At 64.3% G+C, this 14,198-nt stretch carries 12 protein-coding genes; 5 read left to right on the top strand and 7 right to left on the bottom strand.

Annotated elements, in window-relative coordinates:
- The first annotated feature begins 60 nt into the window (after positions 1 to 60).
- Both glpK and AC1RR3_RS03875 read left to right on the top strand, forming a co-directional pair.
- Positions 61 to 1,566: a glycerol kinase GlpK gene (glpK, locus tag AC1RR3_RS03880; protein ID WP_492819471.1), complete on the top strand. Its 1,506-nt coding sequence runs from the start codon at positions 61 to 63 to the stop codon at positions 1,564 to 1,566.
- A 233-nt stretch (positions 1,567 to 1,799) separates the two neighbouring features.
- Positions 1,800 to 2,393: a GNAT family N-acetyltransferase gene (locus AC1RR3_RS03875; RefSeq protein WP_492819469.1), complete on the top strand. Its 594-nt coding sequence runs from the start codon at positions 1,800 to 1,802 to the stop codon at positions 2,391 to 2,393.
- Positions 2,394 to 2,542: 149 nt separating this feature from the next.
- Here the strand turns inward: AC1RR3_RS03875 and AC1RR3_RS03870 are convergent, their stop codons facing one another.
- Positions 2,543 to 2,956 carry a DUF6636 domain-containing protein gene (locus tag AC1RR3_RS03870; protein WP_492819467.1) on the bottom strand — a complete coding sequence of 138 codons (414 nt, stop codon included), beginning with the start codon at positions 2,954 to 2,956 and terminating at the stop codon, positions 2,543 to 2,545.
- A gap of 154 nt (positions 2,957 to 3,110) precedes the next feature.
- On the opposite strand from AC1RR3_RS03870, the gene AC1RR3_RS03865 reads away from it, so the two are divergent.
- Positions 3,111 to 3,740: a glutathione S-transferase family protein gene (locus AC1RR3_RS03865; RefSeq protein WP_492819465.1), complete on the top strand. Its 630-nt coding sequence runs from the start codon at positions 3,111 to 3,113 to the stop codon at positions 3,738 to 3,740.
- A 121-nt stretch (positions 3,741 to 3,861) separates the two neighbouring features.
- On the opposite strand, the gene AC1RR3_RS03860 is transcribed toward AC1RR3_RS03865, so the two are convergent.
- The 4 genes from AC1RR3_RS03860 to metF all read right to left on the bottom strand — a co-directional run bounded on the left by AC1RR3_RS03860 (position 3,862) and on the right by metF (position 10,062).
- A complete protein-coding gene (locus AC1RR3_RS03860; protein ID WP_492819463.1) occupies positions 3,862 to 4,629 on the bottom strand; it encodes a hypothetical protein in 768 nt (255 codons plus the stop codon).
- Positions 4,611 to 4,742 (bottom strand): hypothetical protein, encoded by a 132-nt coding sequence (locus AC1RR3_RS03855; protein ID WP_492819461.1) that lies wholly within the window; start codon positions 4,740 to 4,742, stop codon positions 4,611 to 4,613. The genes AC1RR3_RS03860 and AC1RR3_RS03855 overlap by 19 nt, the downstream gene beginning before the upstream one ends.
- A gap of 538 nt (positions 4,743 to 5,280) precedes the next feature.
- Positions 5,281 to 9,135 (bottom strand): methionine synthase, encoded by a 3,855-nt coding sequence (metH, locus tag AC1RR3_RS03850; RefSeq protein WP_492819459.1) that lies wholly within the window; start codon positions 9,133 to 9,135, stop codon positions 5,281 to 5,283.
- A gap of 6 nt (positions 9,136 to 9,141) precedes the next feature.
- The gene (metF, locus tag AC1RR3_RS03845; RefSeq protein ID WP_492819457.1) at positions 9,142 to 10,062 is read right to left on the bottom strand and encodes a methylenetetrahydrofolate reductase [NAD(P)H]; all 921 of its coding nucleotides are present in this window, start codon (positions 10,060 to 10,062) and stop codon (positions 9,142 to 9,144) included.
- A 390-nt stretch (positions 10,063 to 10,452) separates the two neighbouring features.
- On the opposite strand from metF, the gene AC1RR3_RS03840 reads away from it, so the two are divergent.
- Positions 10,453 to 11,466: an LLM class flavin-dependent oxidoreductase gene (locus AC1RR3_RS03840; protein ID WP_492819455.1), complete on the top strand. Its 1,014-nt coding sequence runs from the start codon at positions 10,453 to 10,455 to the stop codon at positions 11,464 to 11,466.
- A 125-nt stretch (positions 11,467 to 11,591) separates the two neighbouring features.
- On the opposite strand, the gene AC1RR3_RS03835 is transcribed toward AC1RR3_RS03840, so the two are convergent.
- The gene (locus AC1RR3_RS03835) at positions 11,592 to 12,452 is read right to left on the bottom strand and encodes a prephenate dehydratase (protein WP_492819453.1); all 861 of its coding nucleotides are present in this window, start codon (positions 12,450 to 12,452) and stop codon (positions 11,592 to 11,594) included.
- A 21-nt stretch (positions 12,453 to 12,473) separates the two neighbouring features.
- Complete coding sequence (locus AC1RR3_RS03830) at positions 12,474 to 13,214, bottom strand: 3-deoxy-manno-octulosonate cytidylyltransferase (RefSeq protein ID WP_492819451.1); 741 nt, start codon at positions 13,212 to 13,214, stop codon at positions 12,474 to 12,476.
- Positions 13,215 to 13,464: 250 nt separating this feature from the next.
- Here AC1RR3_RS03830 and AC1RR3_RS03825 point away from each other — a divergent pair, with 250 nt between their 5' ends.
- Entirely contained in the window at positions 13,465 to 14,019 is a 555-nt protein-coding gene (locus AC1RR3_RS03825; protein ID WP_492819449.1) for a c-type cytochrome, read from the top strand.
- Positions 14,020 to 14,198: the final 179 nt, after the last annotated feature.

The following is a 14,198-nucleotide window of genomic DNA, read 5'->3' as shown; positions in this document are numbered from 1 at the left end:
TCCGCTCCCTTTGGCGCGACGTAACGACCCGTCACCGGGATAACGCCAGGGCAAGTTTCCATGTCTTTCATCCTCGCCATCGACCAGGGCACCACCTCATCGCGCGCGATCGTGTTCCGCAGCGACATCTCGATCGCCGCAAAAGCGCAGCAGGAGTTTCCGCAGCATTTTCCGGCTTCGGGCTGGGTCGAGCACGAGCCGGAAGACATCTGGACCTCGACGGTGATGGTCTGCCGCGACGCGATCGAGCAGGCCGGCATCACCGCAAAGGACATCGCGGCAATCGGCATCACCAACCAGCGCGAGACCACCGTGGTGTGGGACCGCGCCACCGGGCAGGCCGTGCACCGTGCCATCGTCTGGCAGGACCGCCGCACCGCCGACATCTGCGCGAAACTGAAAGCGGACGGCCGCGAGGGCGTGATCTCGCAGAAGACCGGCCTGATCATCGATCCCTATTTCTCCGGCACCAAGGTCGCCTGGATACTCGATCACGTCCCCGGCGCGCGAGGCCGTGCCGCGCGCGGCGAGCTGATGTTCGGCACCATCGATTGCTATCTGCTCTGGCGCCTCACCGGCGGCAAGGTCCACGCCACCGACGCCACCAACGCCTCGCGCACGCTCCTGTTCAACATCCACACCGGACAGTGGGATGACGAGCTGCTGGAGATCATCGGCGTGCCGCGCTCGATGCTGCCCGAGGTGAGGGATTCCTCCGCCCGTTTCGGCGAGAGCGTGCCCGAGCTGTTCGGCGGCGCCATCGCGATATCAGGCATCGCCGGCGACCAGCAGGCCGCGACCATCGGCCAGGCCTGCTTCCGCCCGGGCATGATGAAATCCACCTACGGCACCGGCTGTTTTGCGCTGCTCAACACCGGCACGACGCCGGTGGTGTCGAAGAACAAGCTGCTCACCACCGTCGCCTACCAGCTCGACGGCAAACGCACCTACGCGCTCGAAGGCTCGATCTTCGTCGCAGGCAGCGCGGTGCAATGGCTGCGCGACGGCCTCGGTATCATCAAGCACGCCGCCGAGACCGGACCGCTCGCTGATCAGTCCGACTCCATGCAGAGCGTCTATCTGGTGCCGGCCTTCGTCGGCATGGGCGCACCCTACTGGAATCCGCGCGTGCGCGGCGCGCTGTTCGGCCTCACCCGCAACACCGGCCCGGCCGAGCTTGCCCACGCCGCGCTCGAAAGCGTCTGCTATCAGACTTTTGATCTCTGGGCCGCGATGCGCGCGGACTGGCCGAGCTCGGAAACCGCCAGCGTCGTGCTCCGCGTCGACGGCGGCATGACCGCGTCGGACTGGACCATGCAGCGCCTCGCCGACCTGCTCGACGCGCCGGTCGATCGTCCCGTGATCCAGGAGACCACGGCGCTGGGTGCGGCCTATCTCGCCGGCCTTGCGGCCGGCGTCTATCCCGAGCCGACGAAGTTCGCCGACAATTGGCGCCTCGAGCACCGCTTCAAGCCGAACATGAGCCAAGCGACGCGCGAGCGGAAGCTCGCAGGATGGGCGCGCGCGGTGAAGGGCGTGCTCGCGAGCGACGAAGGCGAGGGGTAGGGAATTTTTGTAGCCCGGATGGAGCGCAGCGTAATCCGGGATTGGTGCCACAAGCGACAGTGGCCCCGGATTACGCTGCGCTCCATCCGGGCTACCCCGGCTGTCTCTCCACCGTCATTGCGAGGAGCGCAGCGACGAAGCAATCCAGACTGCGTCCGCGGAAAGACTCTGGATTGCTTCGCTACGCTCGCAATGACGGGGTCAAAGTCTCGCATGAAACGGAGCAACAAAGAATGATCCTCTCCGACGGCTATTCCGATGTGCCCAACGGCAAGATCGCCGCCGTCGTCACCCATCTCGAGATGACCGCGCCTCCCGCGCGCCGTGACGATCCGCCCGGAGCGTGGGCCCTGCGCAAGGCCGACGCGCCCGCGCTTGATTGGTATCGCGATCTTCATCGTCGCGTCGGCGAGGAATGGCTGTGGTTTTCGCGGCCGCGCATGGACGACGCGGAGCTCGCCGCAATCATCCACGCGCCTGATGTCGAGGTCTATGCCCTGGTCGTGGACGGCCGCGACGAAGGCCTGCTGGAACTGGATTTCCGCGAGGCCGGCCAGTGCGAGCTGGTCTATTTCGGCGTCATCGCCGGATTGATCGGGACGGGCGCCGCCCGCTTCCTGATGAACCGCGCGCTCGAGCGTGCATGGTCACGCGAGCTGCGCCGTGTCTGGGTGCACACCTGCACTTTCGACCATCCCTCCGCCGTCGCATTCTACCAGCGCTCCGGCTTCCGCCCGTTCCGCCGCCAGATCGAGGTGGCCGACGATCCGCGCCTCGACGGAACGGCGCCGCGGACGGCGGCGAGACACATACCGATTATCGAATAGTACGCGGTTGTCTCCACACCGTCATTGCGAGCGCAGCGAAGCAATCCAGGCTGCCTCCGCGGAGGGATACTGGATTGCTTCGCTGTGCTCGCAATGACAGGAGCGTGGGTGGCTTTGTTGCGCTTCATGGAGGCTACGTCCACATCCACTCAAAACACCCTCTGCTCCGCCCTTGCCAGCGAGAACCCGCGCTGCATCGCATTGAAGCAGGTCAGCCCCGTCTGCTCCGACCGGCAGGTGAATCCTGCGCGCTGCCACACTTCGCCGTAGGGCAATACCGGCAATGACGGATCCATGATGGTGTCGCCGGCGCAGATGCGCCCCGCGGCTCCCTTTGCGCTCATCTCGAAGGCGTTGCCCCATTCCAACTCGCAATCGGCGGGCCGGCGCGGGCGTGTCTCCATGTTCATGATGTCGCAGCGGAGCACGCCCTGGCCGTTGTCGGTGAAGAACTGGCAGGCGATGTTCTTCGACGGCGTCTGGAATCCGATCGGGCGGTCCTGCGCGTGGGCGGGGCTTGCGGCGGCGAGCAGGGCAAGCACGGTGAACGAGCGCAGATACATGGCAAGACTCCCGGCTGGTCGGCTGCACATTGATTCCGTTTTGTTGCGGAAAGCGCAATGCTCTCCTTCCAAGATAATTGTTGCGGCGGGCTCGCGTTGGCGATGAAGTAAATGGCCCCCGCCGCGTCCAACGACCGGAGAGCGAGCAAAAGCCATGTTCCTGATCGGCCAATACGACTCCCCCTTCGTTCGCCGCGTCGCGATTGCGCTGCGGCTTTACGGGCTCGCCTTCGAGCACAGGCCGTGGTCGACCTTCGGCGACGCCGACAAGATTGTGCCCTATAATCCGCTGCGTCGCGTGCCGACGCTGGTGCTCGACGACGGCCAGGCGCTGATCGAGAGCACGATCATCCTCGATTATCTCGATGAGCTTGTCGGGCCTGAGAAGGCGATGCTGCCGCGTAGCGGCGCCGAGCGGCGGCGGCATTTGCGCATCTGCGCGCTCGCCTCCGGCCTCGGCGACAAGGCGGTGAGCCTGCTCTATGAACGCGTGCTGCGGAAGGAGCAGCTCGCGCTGTGGGTCGAGCGCTGCCAGGCCCAGATCGGCGACGTGTTGAAGGTGCTTGAAGCCGAGCGCGCCAGGGTGACGACGCCGTACTGGCTGGGGAACCGCATCGGCCATGCCGACATCGTGGTGGCCTGCGTCGTCCGCTTCACCCGCGAGGCGCATCCGCAATTGTTCGACACGGTGCGCTATCCGGTGCTCAGCGCACATGCCGAGCGCTGCGAGGCGCTCGCGCCGTTCCCGGAGATCGTGCAGCCGCTGGCGCCGCCGAAAGGGTGAGGTGCCGTAGCCCGGATGGAGCGGAAGCGAAATCCGGGGGCGGTGTTCCCGCATTCTGCTTCCGCCTTCGCTCTGCGAGCTTCGGCGGACAAGGCGCTCGATGCCGGCTACGAACCCGGCTCTATTTCCGCGCACACGGCTTGATCTCGCCCGTCGCGGTCTTCAGGACGATCGGATTTGGCGACAGCCTGATGCCGAAGAACAATTGAGAGCCCGACACCTTGTCGTCGCCGCCCTGGTGCGCCTCCAGGTCGAGCTTTGCCGCGATCTCGGATGTCAGCTTGGCCTTCTCCTCCATCGAAATCTTGTCGTGATATTTGATCTCGTAGACGACATCGGCCTCGAGCACGGACCGCGTCTGGCACACGACACCGCCGCTCGAAATGTTCTGGGTGACCGCATCCTCGCATTCGGCCTTGAGCAATGCGTTCCGGGTCGAGATCAGCGACTCGTCGGAAATCAGCAGGATGTTGGCGTTTTCGAGCTTGAGGTGGATCGAGTCGACCTGCTGCATCCCGGCGACGGCTGACAGCTTGTCCCTGACCTGCGCGGACACGTCGAGATTCTTCTCGAGCGACTGCTTCAGGTCGCGGTCCACGGTCGGCGATTTCTGGATCTTGCCGGTCAGGATCGCAGGATCGACATCGCAGGTCGGATGCAATTCCAGCCGGCCGTTGCTTAAGTATTCGATCGTGTTGATCGTGCCGGGACCGCCGAACGTGCTGGGCGGGACAACTTCGAAATACCCTGTTTCAGAGAGGATGGCCGTGATCGTCTGCTTCTTGCGCGGGAATCCGATCCAGGCGGCAACCATCACCAGGCCGATCGCGACGAACACCCCACTGCCAAGCCAAAGCCATTTGCGGCTGGCTACCTGCCTGGGCAGCACAACTGATTTCGCTCGCCGCATGGCACGTAGCCTTTCGGACAGTCCGCCGCGGCAATCGCAGGCAGCACGACGAGCGTGATCGCGGCGACGAACAGTGCAATGAACTGCTTCATAGGCTCGATCCCAAGCAAACCGTCGGTTCGATGGTAGTAGGCCGAGAGAGTAACGAACGAAGGTTGAGGGGACAAGTGATCGAGTTCACAAGTGGCGAGTTCCCGCGAGAGAAAAGCTGCGCGGTGAGTGGTGAGACGGTTTCGCTTCCGCGGCGGTTGTACGTCTGATCTGCTGTGGCCCCGACAAGTTGCTCATGCGGGCCTACAGCTGAAACCGCTCTCGTGCCCCGGACGCAGCGCAGCGCTTCTTAGCGGTGCGCTGCAGAGCCGGGGCCCATGTCACCGCATCCTCGGCTGTTGTCTGCTGGGTCCCGGCTCTGCGGAGCGGCACTTCGCGCCGCACCGCGTCCGGGACACGAGATTGGAGCATGCAGCATCGGACGACGTGCCAAACCCGCACAGCAGGCGATGATGGAATATTACAGGTGTTTTGCCCGACGGAGCAAGCCGATTTCGGCAAGACCGAAATTACCCAAGCTTTTCAACCCCATCTCTACTGTGCATGGGGTTGTTTTCTTATTTTTGTCTGGAGGCCGGTCTACCCCGCCCCGGCGCGCTTCTTCTGCCAGACCAGATGGACCGCGCAGGTGCAGCCGGGCGGATGCGAGGCGAGATCCGCTGGGGTCTCGTCGTTCGCCGGCGTCGCCGCGAAAGCCTTGTCGGTCTGCTGCGACGGGATGTAGTTCAGCACCGGTGCCAGCCAGCGCTCGGTCTCGGCCACACTCATGCCCTTGCGTGCCGCATAGTCCTCGACCTGGTCGCGCTCGATCTTGCCGACGCCGAAATAATAGCTCTCGGGGTTCGCGAAATAGAGCCCCGATACGGAGGAGCCCGGCCACATCGCAAAGCTCTCGGTCAGCTTCACGCCGGCGGAGGCTTCCGCATCGAGCAGCTCGAACAGCGTCGCCTTCTCGGTGTGATCGGGCTGCGCGGGATAGCCGGGCGCGGGGCGGATCCCAACGTACTTCTCCAGGATCAGATCGTCGGTCGACAGCGCCTCGTCCGGCGCATAGGCCCAGAACTCGCGGCGCACGCGGGCATGCATCCGCTCGGCGAAGGCTTCGGCAAGACGATCGGCCAGCGCCTTGCACAGGATCGATGAGTAGTCGTCATTGGCCATCTTGAAGCGGTCGGCGATCACGTCCTCGCCGATGCCGGCGGTGACGACGAAGCCGCCGATATAGTCGGGCACGCCAGTGCCCGCAGGCGCGATGAAGTCGGCGAGCGCCGCGTTGAAGCGGCCTTCGCGCTTCTCGAGCTGCTGACGCAGCGTGTGCAGCGTCGCGATGCTCTTGGTTCGGCTCTCGTCGGCATAGAGCACGATGTCGTCGCCTTGCGCATTGGCCGGCCAGAAGCCGACCGTGGCGCGCGCCCGGAACCATTTTTCCTTGACGATCAGGTCCAGCATTTTTCGCGCGTCATCGTAGAGCGAGCGCGCGACCTCGCCGACCTTGGCGTCGTCGAGGATGGCGGGGAAGCGTCCCGCGAGCTCCCAGGTCTGGAAGAACGGCGTCCAGTCGATATAGGGCACGAGCTCGGCAAGGTCGTATTCGTCAAAGCTGCGGGTGCCGAGGAAGGTCGGCTTCACCGGCTTGTTCGCGGCAAAGTCGACCGGCACGCGGTTCTTGCGGGCCACATCCAGCTTCAGCCGCTTCTTGTCGGCCTGCGCGCGGAGATGCGCATCGGAGATCTTGGCGTATTCGGCGCGCACGTCGGCGGCGTAGGCCACGCGCTTCTCCGGAGACAGCAGCGACGAGGCGACGCCAACGGCGCGGCTGGCATCGTTGACGTGCACGACGGGGCCGGCGCGATAGTTCGGGTCGATCTTGACGGCGGTATGCACGCGGCTCGTCGTCGCGCCGCCGATCAGCAGCGGCAGCTTGAGGCCTTCGCGCTGCAATTCGCCGGCGAAGAACGCCATCTCGTCGAGCGAGGGCGTGATCAGGCCGGAGAGACCGACGATGTCTGCCTTCTCCGCCTTCACGGTCTCGACGATCTTGGCCGCCGGCACCATCACGCCGAGGTCGATGACCTCGAAGTTGTTGCACTGGAGCACGATGCCGACGATGTTCTTGCCGATGTCGTGGACGTCACCCTTCACCGTCGCGAGCACGATCTTGCCGGCGGACGAGGAGCCCTCCGTGCCGATGCCGTTGGCGAGGTTGCGCGCCTTCTCTTCCTCCATGAACGGCATCAGCCAGGCCACGGCCTGCTTCATCACGCGGGCGGATTTCACCACCTGGGGCAAAAACATTTTGCCGTCGCCGAAGAGGTCGCCGACCACGTTCATGCCGGCCATCAGCGGCCCCTCGATGACGTCGAGCGGGCGCTTCGACTCCTTGCGGGCCTCTTCGGTGTCCACTTCGATGAACTCGGTGATCCCGTGCACCAGCGAATGCGACAGACGCTTTGCCACCGGCCATTCGCGCCAGGCGAGATCGGCTTCCTTGGTCTGGGTCTTGTTGCCGCGGAATTTTTCGGCGAGCGCCAGCAGGCGTTCGGAGGCGCCGGGATCGCGATTGAGGATGACGTCCTCGCACACCTGGCGCAATTCGGCATCGATGTCGTCGTAGACGATCATCTGCCCGGCATTGACGATGCCCATGTCCATGCCGGCCTTGATGGCGTGATACAGGAACACCGAGTGCATGGCCTCGCGCACCGGCTCGTTGCCGCGGAACGAGAACGAGAGGTTGGACACACCACCCGAGATGTGCGCGCCCGGCAGGTTTTTGCGGATCCAGCGCGTCGCCTCGATGAAGTCGACGCCGTAATTGTTGTGCTCCTCGATGCCGGTCGCGATCGCAAAAATATTGGGATCGAAGATGATGTCCTCAGGCGGGAAACCGACGCGGTCCACCAGGATGTCGTAGGCGCGCTTGCAGATCTCGGTCTTGCGCGCGAACGTATCGGCCTGGCCGGCCTCGTCGAACGCCATCACCACCACGGCGGCACCATGGCGTCGCGCGATGTTGGCCTCGTGGATGAACTTCTCCTCGCCCTCTTTCATCGAGATCGAGTTGACGACCGGCTTGCCCTGCACGCATTTCAGGCCGGCCTCGATCACCGAGAATTTCGAGCTGTCGACCATCACGGGGACGCGGGCGATGTCGGGCTCGGCGGCGACGAGGTTGAGGAAGGTCACCATTGCCGCTTCGGAATCGAGCAGGCCTTCGTCCATGTTGACGTCGATGATCTGCGCGCCGTTCTCGACCTGGTCGCGCGCGACTTGCAGCGCGGCGGTGTAGTCGCCGGCGGTGATCAGCTTGCGGAAGCGGGCCGAGCCGGTGACGTTGGTGCGCTCGCCGACGTTCACGAAGGGGATCGCGTCCGTCAGGATGAACGGCTCAAGGCCGGAGAGCCGCAGGCGAGGCTCGATCTCCGGGACGATGCGCGGCTTGTGCGGGGCAACGGCGGCGGCAATCGCTGCGATATGCTCCGGCGTGGTGCCGCAGCAGCCACCGACGATGTTGACGAGGCCGGACGCCGCGAATTCGCCGACCAGGCGTGCCATGTATTCCGGCGTCTCGTCATACTGGCCGAATTCGTTGGGCAGACCGGCATTCGGGTAAGCACAAACGAGAGTGTCGGCGACGCGGCCGATGTCGGCGATATGTGCGCGCAGGTCCTCGGCGCCGAGCGCGCAGTTGAAGCCGATGGTGACGGGTTTCGCGTGCCGTATCGAATTCCAGAACGCTTCCGGCATCTGGCCGGAAAGGAGACGGCCGGACTTGTCGGTGATGGTGCCCGACACCATCACGGGCACGTCGATGCCGCGCGCTTCCGTGATCTCGGCGATCGCGTAGAGCGCCGCCTTGGCGTTCAGTGTGTCGAAGATGGTCTCGACCAGCAGCAGGTCGACGCCGCCGTCGAGCATGCCGTTGATCTGCTCGCCATAGGATTTGCGTAAGTCGTCGAAGGTGACGGCGCGGTAGCCGGGGTTGGAGACGTCGGGCGAGATCGAGGCGGTGCGGTTGGTCGGACCGATGGCGCCGGCGACGAAGCGCGGCTTGCCGTCTTCGGCCTCGACGCGGCGGGCGGCATTGCCAGCGAGGCGGGCGCCTTCGCGCGCCATCTCGTAGACGATGTCGGTGAGGTCGTAATCGGCCTGCGCGATCGAGGTGGTAGAGAACGTGTTGGTCGCGACGATGTCGGCGCCGGCGCGCAAATACGCGGCGTGGATGTCCTCGATCGCCTGCGGCTGGGTCAGGATCAACAGGTCGTTGTTGCCGCGCAGGTCGCGGTGGAAATCCTTGAAGCGCTCGCCGCGGAAGGCGGCCTCGTCGAACTGGAGGTTCTGGATCATCGTGCCCATGGCGCCGTCGAGCACCAGGATGCGCTCGCGCGCGGCATTGAGCAGGGCAGTTCGCTTGGGAGAGGGAGTTACGGTCATTGTGTCTTAAGCCGCCTTCTGCGCGCTCTTGGCGCGGATGCCGAGCAAATGGCTGATCGCGAACACGAGATCGGCGCGGTTCATGGTGTAGAAATGGAAGGTGTCGACGCCGCGCTTGGCGAGCTTCTGCACCTGGCCGGCGGCAACGGTCGCGGCCACCAGCTTGCGGGTCTCGGCGTCGTCGTCGAGGCCGTCGAATTTCACCGCAAGCCAGTCCGGCACGGATGTGCCGGCGCGCGTGACGAAATTGCGGGCCTGCTTGAAATTGTGCATGGGCATGATGCCCGGCACGATCGGGATGTTGATCCCACGCGCGCGGACGCGGTCGAGATAGCGGAAGTAGAGGTCGTTATCGAAGAACACCTGCGTGATCGCGCGGGTCGCGCCGGCATCGACCTTGGCCTTCAGCGTATCGATGTCGGCGTCGAAGTCGCGCGCTTCGGGGTGCTTCTCGGGGTAAGCCGAGACCGAGACCTCGATATCGCCGTGTCGCTTCTTGATCCCCGCGACGAGGTCAGCAGAGCTCTGGTAACCGTCGGGATGGCTGGAATAGGGCGTCCCGATGCCGCCGACGGGATCCCCGCGCAAGGCCACGATGTGGCGGACGCCGACCTCGTGATAGCGGTCGACGATCTCGTCGATCTCGCCGCGCGAAGCACCGACGCAGGTCAGATGCGCGGCCGGCAGCAGCGCGGTCTCTTTCAGGATGCGGGCGATCGTGGAATGGGTGCGCTCGCGGGTCGAGCCGCCGGCGCCGTAGGTCACCGAGACGAATTTCGGGTCGAGCGGCGCCAGCCGGTTGATGGTCTCCCAGAGGTTCCGCTCCATATCTTCCGTCTTGGGCGGAAAGAACTCGAACGAGATCGCAGGCCGCTTCAGGTGCCCGTCTTGCCCGTCGGCTTGGGCAGGCGTCGTAAACTCGGTCATGGCACCACTCATTCCAGATAGATTTTGGCGGCCGGCGGTCAGGTCTAGATTGGAAGAGGCTAAGATAGGGCAAAGACAGGTTTCTCGACAGCCCATCGATCGTGGGAAATAGCCCACTAAACGATTAAAATGGCTAAATATTGCGCCGTTTCGGCTTGTAGTGGGAATTTGTTGAATTGATCTTTAAGTTATAAAATTCAGTTAGTTATATAAATTAAGGTGATTAGAGATGGCGAAAAGCGACGGTGGGCAAAATGAATCTCGTATCATGATAGAATTCTTGTCCCAACGCTCTGACACCGCCGGGCAAGCCGGCTCGCGGCCCGCACACGCCAGACCTGCGCTGTCGGCCCATTGCCGGCGCGCAGCCCTCCACTACGTTAGCCCGCCATGATCCCGCTCTCAGTCCTCGACCTCTCCGTCGTCACCACAGGCACGAAGCCCGCCGCGGCGCTGCGCAACAGCATCGATCTGGCGCGCCATGTCGATGGGCTCGGCTATGTCCGCTACTGGCTCGCCGAACATCACAACCTCGCCTCGGTCGCGAGCCCCGCGCCCGACGTCATGATCGGGCAGATCGCGGCGGTGACGAAACACATCCGCGTCGGCTCTGGCGGCGTGATGCTGCCCAACCACGCCCCGCTGGTCGTGGCTGAACGCTTCAAGATGCTGGAGGCGCTGTTTCCCGGCCGCATTGATCTCGGCCTCGGCCGCGCGCCCGGCACCGACGGCGCTACCGCTTACGCGCTGCGCAGCCGGCTCGACCGCCGCGAGGGCGACGATTTTCTGGAGCGGCTGCACGAACTGATCCTGTGGCAGACTCGCGAATTTCCATCTGGGCACCCCTACAACAACGTCGTCGCGATGCCCGACGATACGCCGCTGCCGCCGATCTGGCTGCTCGGCTCCAGCGACTATTCCTCGGAATTGGCTGCGCAAGTGGGCATGGGCTTCGCCTTCGCCCATCATTTTGCGTCCCATGACGCGATCGATGCGATGGTGCATTACCGCAACCGCTTCCAGCCCTCGGCCTGGAGCGCGAGCCCGCGCGCGATCCTCGCAGTCGCCGCTATCGCTGCCGACACCGATGAAGAGGCAGAAAGGCTCGCGAGTTCTTTCGACCTCAACCGCCTGCGCCGTGACCGCGGCCAGTATCTGCCGCTGCCGAGTGTCGAGGAAGCGCTGGCCTATCCCTATACGGACTCCGAGCGGACCTCGATTGTCCGCAACCGCTCGCGCCTGTTCGTCGGCAATCCGGCGACGGTGCAGAAAAAACTTCAGCCGCTGATCGACGCGAGCAAGCCGGACGAACTGATGGTGATTACCGCGGTCTATGACCACGACGCGCGGAAAAAGTCGTATTCGCTGCTGGCGGATGCGTTCGGGCTGAGAGCAGCCGCGTAAACACTCTCATGCCCCGGACGCAGCGCCACTTGGCGGTGCGCTGCTGAGCCGGGGCCCATGTCACTGCGCCTTCCCGTGCTGCTTTCTGTGTCCCGGCTCGCGCTTCGCGCGTCCGGGACACGAGATCAATCCTGCTGCGTCTCGCTGAACGTCGCTCGGAACGGATGGCCCGGATACACGCCGACGATGCGGAATTCGCGCGAGAAGAATTTAAGCTCCTCGATCGCGAAGGCGAGGCCCTTGTCTTCGGGATGGCCGTCGACGTCGGCATAAAACTGCGTGGCGAAGAAATTGCCGTCGACCATGTAGCTCTCGAGCTTGGTCATGTTGACGCCGTTGGTGGCAAAGCCGCCGAGCGCCTTGTAGAGCGCGGCCGGCAAATTGCGTACCCGGAATACAAAAGTCGTGACCAGCGGACCCGAGCCCTGCGCTGCCCATTTCGGCTCGCGCGCCAGCACCACGAAGCGGGTGGTGTTGTGCGCTTCGTCCTCGATATCCTCGGCGAGGATGTCGAGACCGTAGATCTTTGCGGCGAGGCGCGAGGCGATCGCGGCAACGGTCTTGTCCTTGCGCTCGGAGATGTCGCGGGCGCTGCCGGCGGTGTCGGCGTGCACGATCGGCTTGATGCCGAGCTTGCGGATGATGCGCCGGCACTGGCCGAGCGCGTGGACATGGCTCTCGACGCTCTTGATGTCCTCGAGCTTGGTGCCCTTCACCGCCATCAACTGATGCCGGACCGGCAGAAACCATTCGCCGATGATGAAGAGGCCGGAGGCCGGCAGCAGATGATGGATATCGGCGACACGGCCGGCGACCGAATTCTCGATCGGGATCATGCCAAGGTCGGCCTCGCCCGACGAGATCGCGGATAGCGCGTCTTCAAAGGTGGCGCAGGGCATCGGCTCGGCGTCGGGATAGGCCTCGACGATGGCGATGTGGGAATTGGCTCCGGGTTCGCCCTGGAATGCGATCTTCATCTTGCTCATGACGGGCCTTGTAACAGCGGCTCAGGATTTGGAAAGGATGCTGCGGGCGGTTTCGAGGTCGGGCGGCGTGTCGACGCCGCGGGGCACGCTGTCGACGATCATGATGTCGATGCGCATGCCGGCCTCCATGGCGCGCAGCTGCTCCAGACTCTCCTGGCGCTCCAACGGCGAGGGCGGCAGGGACACGAACCGCTCCAACGCGGCGCGGCGGTAAGCGTACACGCCGATATGGTGGTAGCGCGGTCCGTTGCCATAAGGGGCGGTGGCGCGGGTGAAATAGAGCGCCCGCAGCCGCCTGGGGCCGATGTGGGTGCCGACGGCCTTCACGACGCTGGGAGCGAGGTCTTCCTCCTCGGTGTGGATCTGCGAGGCCAGCGTCACGATGTCGACCTCGGGATCGACGAAGGGCGGAAGCACCTCGCGCAGGCTCTCGGGCGCAATCGTCGGGAAATCGCCCTGGAGATTGACCACAATCTCGGCCTTCCCATCGGGATCGAGCTTCTGCATGGCCTCGTGGATGCGGTCCGAACCGGAGGGGTGCTCGGCGCGCGTCATCACGGCCTCGCCGCCATGGGCAGTCACGACGGACGCAATCTCGGCTGTATCGGTTGCCACCGCGACCCGGCCAATGCCGGCGGCCTCGGCGCGCCGCATCACATGCACGATCATCGGCAGGCCCGCGATATCGGCGAGCGGCTTGCCGGGCAGACGGGTGGCGGCCATGCGGGCCGGGATCAGCACCAGGATGCGGGGATCGGTCATTGGTTCAAGGAGCTTGGGTTCAAGGAGCTGGGGTTCAAGGGCCTGGAAACGGCGCGTTTTCCGCGCCGAGAAATGGGGTGGGGACGGGTTCGAAGCCGGGTCGCTTATACGGGTTGCCAGACCCCGGGCAAACCGATATCTCAATGGCAAAACTCGGGGAAACAACAAGGAACGTTTTGATTCTCCCGAGGCTCGTCCTGGCGGCCCCCCGGCCGCTATTTCCTTACTGTGGTGTGGGGCCTGGCCGGAAATGGACTCGTTTGAACTGAACAAGATTCTCGGTGCCGTGCTCGGCACCTGCCTCATTCTGCTGGTGACGAGCTTCACCGCCCAGGCGTTGTTCTCGCCCAAGATGCCGGAAAAGCCGGGCTTCGAGATCGCCGTGAAGGAAGATGCCGGCCACGGCAAGGAAGGTGGCGCTGCCGCCGCGGCCTCCGAGCCGATCGAGAAGCTGCTTCAGACGGCCTCCGTCGAGAAAGGCGCTTCCGCCGCCAAGAAGTGCGGCGCCTGCCACACCTTCGAGAAGGGCGGCCCGAATCGCGTCGGCCCGAACCTCTTTGGCGTCGTCGGCGACCATGTCGGCGAAGGCCGTGGCGGCTTCAATTTCTCGGCCGCGATGAAGGGCAAGGGCGGTACCTGGGACTTCGAGGCGCTCAACAAGTTCATTGCCAATCCCAAGGCGGCTGTCCCCGGCACCGCGATGGGCTTTGCCGGCATCCCGAAGGATAGCGAGCGCGCCGACGTCATCGCCTATCTGAACAGCCTCTCCGACAGCCCGAAGCCGCTGCCGACCGCGTCGAAGTAAGGGCGTCAAAAACCTGTCTTGGACTATGCGGCCAGGCTGAAAAGCCTGGCCGTTTCGTTATCCGGGCCTCGCGGCGTTGTTATCGGGGCGTTTGGCCGCATCCGACAGGCCATCCGGCCTTCCAAGATGAGGAAAAAGCAACATATTCGGTCGAAACCTCGCCTATATTGAGCACTTAA

The organism is Bradyrhizobium sp. GW821-FHT13H05, from assembly GCF_058804065.1.
This window is presented reverse-complemented; position numbering and strand designations above follow the sequence as displayed.

Coding starts and splice junctions, on each gene's coding strand:
- glpK (WP_492819471.1), top strand. CDS start 61: ATGTCTTTCATCCTCGCCATCGACCAGGGCACCACCTCATCGCGCGCG.
- AC1RR3_RS03870 (WP_492819467.1), bottom strand. CDS start 2,956: ATGTATCTGCGCTCGTTCACCGTGCTTGCCCTGCTCGCCGCCGCAAGC.
- metF (WP_492819457.1), bottom strand. CDS start 10,062: ATGACCGAGTTTACGACGCCTGCCCAAGCCGACGGGCAAGACGGGCAC.
- AC1RR3_RS03835 (WP_492819453.1), bottom strand. CDS start 12,452: ATGAGCAAGATGAAGATCGCATTCCAGGGCGAACCCGGAGCCAATTCC.
- metH (WP_492819459.1), bottom strand. CDS start 9,135: ATGACCGTAACTCCCTCTCCCAAGCGAACTGCCCTGCTCAATGCCGCG.
- AC1RR3_RS03875 (WP_492819469.1), top strand. CDS start 1,800: ATGATCCTCTCCGACGGCTATTCCGATGTGCCCAACGGCAAGATCGCC.
- AC1RR3_RS03855 (WP_492819461.1), bottom strand. CDS start 4,742: ATGAAGCAGTTCATTGCACTGTTCGTCGCCGCGATCACGCTCGTCGTG.
- AC1RR3_RS03865 (WP_492819465.1), top strand. CDS start 3,111: ATGTTCCTGATCGGCCAATACGACTCCCCCTTCGTTCGCCGCGTCGCG.
- AC1RR3_RS03830 (WP_492819451.1), bottom strand. CDS start 13,214: ATGACCGATCCCCGCATCCTGGTGCTGATCCCGGCCCGCATGGCCGCC.
- AC1RR3_RS03825 (WP_492819449.1), top strand. CDS start 13,465: ATGGACTCGTTTGAACTGAACAAGATTCTCGGTGCCGTGCTCGGCACC.
- AC1RR3_RS03840 (WP_492819455.1), top strand. CDS start 10,453: ATGATCCCGCTCTCAGTCCTCGACCTCTCCGTCGTCACCACAGGCACG.